The sequence below is a fragment of the Bacillus sp. FG16 genome (genome assembly GCF_057809515.1).
This window is the reverse complement of sequence record NZ_JBMDKC010000240.1, coordinates 1-1,564: the sequence shown is the minus strand read 5'-3', so window position 1 is coordinate 1,564 and position 1,564 is coordinate 1. Positions and strand designations below refer to the sequence as shown.

At 31.6% G+C, this 1,564-nt stretch carries 1 protein-coding gene; it reads right to left on the bottom strand.

Annotated elements, in window-relative coordinates; translation table 11 throughout:
* Positions 1-50: 50 nt before the first annotated feature.
* On the bottom strand, positions 51-1,564 hold a 1,514-nt coding region (locus tag ACODS7_RS31900; protein ID WP_488828568.1), incomplete at its 5' end, for a Tn3 family transposase.

The following is a 1,564-nucleotide window of genomic DNA, read 5'->3' as shown; positions in this document are numbered from 1 at the left end:
GGGTGTTTTTGCCCATCCCCCCGAAAAGGGGGAATAAGGACAACAATACTTTATTCTTCCAAGGAGTCTTCTCGTGTTAAGCTGGTTAGAATATTATCTTTATTAATGCTCTCAAGAATTTTATCTATATTTACTACCGTTGGAGATTTACTAAATTCATAACGCCCATAAAAATTGATATGTTGCCATGCAATTGGTGAAATATACTGTAATATTTTCATCTTAATCCCTGTATCTTTGGATTTTATTAATAAATTAGATAATATACTTGCATTGTAATAAACAATACAGTTACTAAGTAACCTACTACACTCATTCCAAATGTGCTGATCTTGTTCAGTCTTGAAACGGAGTTTCCCAAAGTTTGCATATGATACTGATCGACGTAATTTATGATAGCTTTCTCCACGGTTTAGTGATTTTTGAACATTTTGACGTAACGATAATGAATCAATATATTCTAAAAAATATAGGCTTTTAATGATGTTATCATACTCCCATAGTGCCCGCTTGGTTTGATTTTTCCGTGCGTAAGAACTTAATTTTCGAACAATAACATTTTGAGTCGTCGTCTTTAAAGCAAGAGATACCATAATTCGTTTTATATTGTCCCATTCTTTTACAATGAGATCTGTATTAATTTTACGCACAGGTTTAATCAGTAATTCTTCATAATGGCTTGGATGTTGAAAACCATATAAATTTCGAGATATCGTTGCTTGAATATCTTTATATCTAGGTGCAAATTGGTAACCAAACAAATCTAAAATAGCAAAATTAACTTCATTTGTTCCATGTGTATCTGTAGAATGGATAGTAGGCTTTATATTGGTTGTATTATTGTATAAAATATCAAATACATGATGGCTTTCATGCTCATTTGCACCAATAATTCTTGCTTGAATTGGAATGTGGTTAGCCACCATTGTATAAGAAGTGATTCCTTTATTCATTCCAAAATATTTAGAAGAGTGACGGGACTGTAGTGTGTGAATCTGTGTTTCGTATTTTTGGCCATCACTACTTGAATGGATAAAATCATCAATGTTAAAATACGGAAAAATAGGAAGATGACTTGTGGCATTACTAATACAATCATTTGCATCTTTTAATGTTTCTAATCGAATAAAATTAGCTGATGTAGTAACTAATTTTGAAAAATCTATATCAGAGACTTCTCCCATTCGATATAATCCCATATTTGTTCCCCAAGCTATTAAACATGGAATGAGAGTATAATCATTTGCTTTTTGATTAGCATAGCGTCCCAGAATATGTTCAAAGTTGTCTAGAAAATTGCATTGCTGATTTACAAAATACAGGATACTTCTCATATCAACTTGTGGTAATACATCGAAAAAAGAATGATTAATAAGAGCTGAAGCTCTAGTATATGGAAGTGCCCAAGAATGATGATTTTTATGTTTTTTCACTTGAATATGTTTGTTTTTTCCAGAGGTAATCCTTTTATTAATAGAGATGATACGAGCTTCCAATTTGATTTCAAGGTCTTTTAAATGTTGTTCGATGGGCTGTTGTAGCTTAGTTAAATTGAAATCTTGAA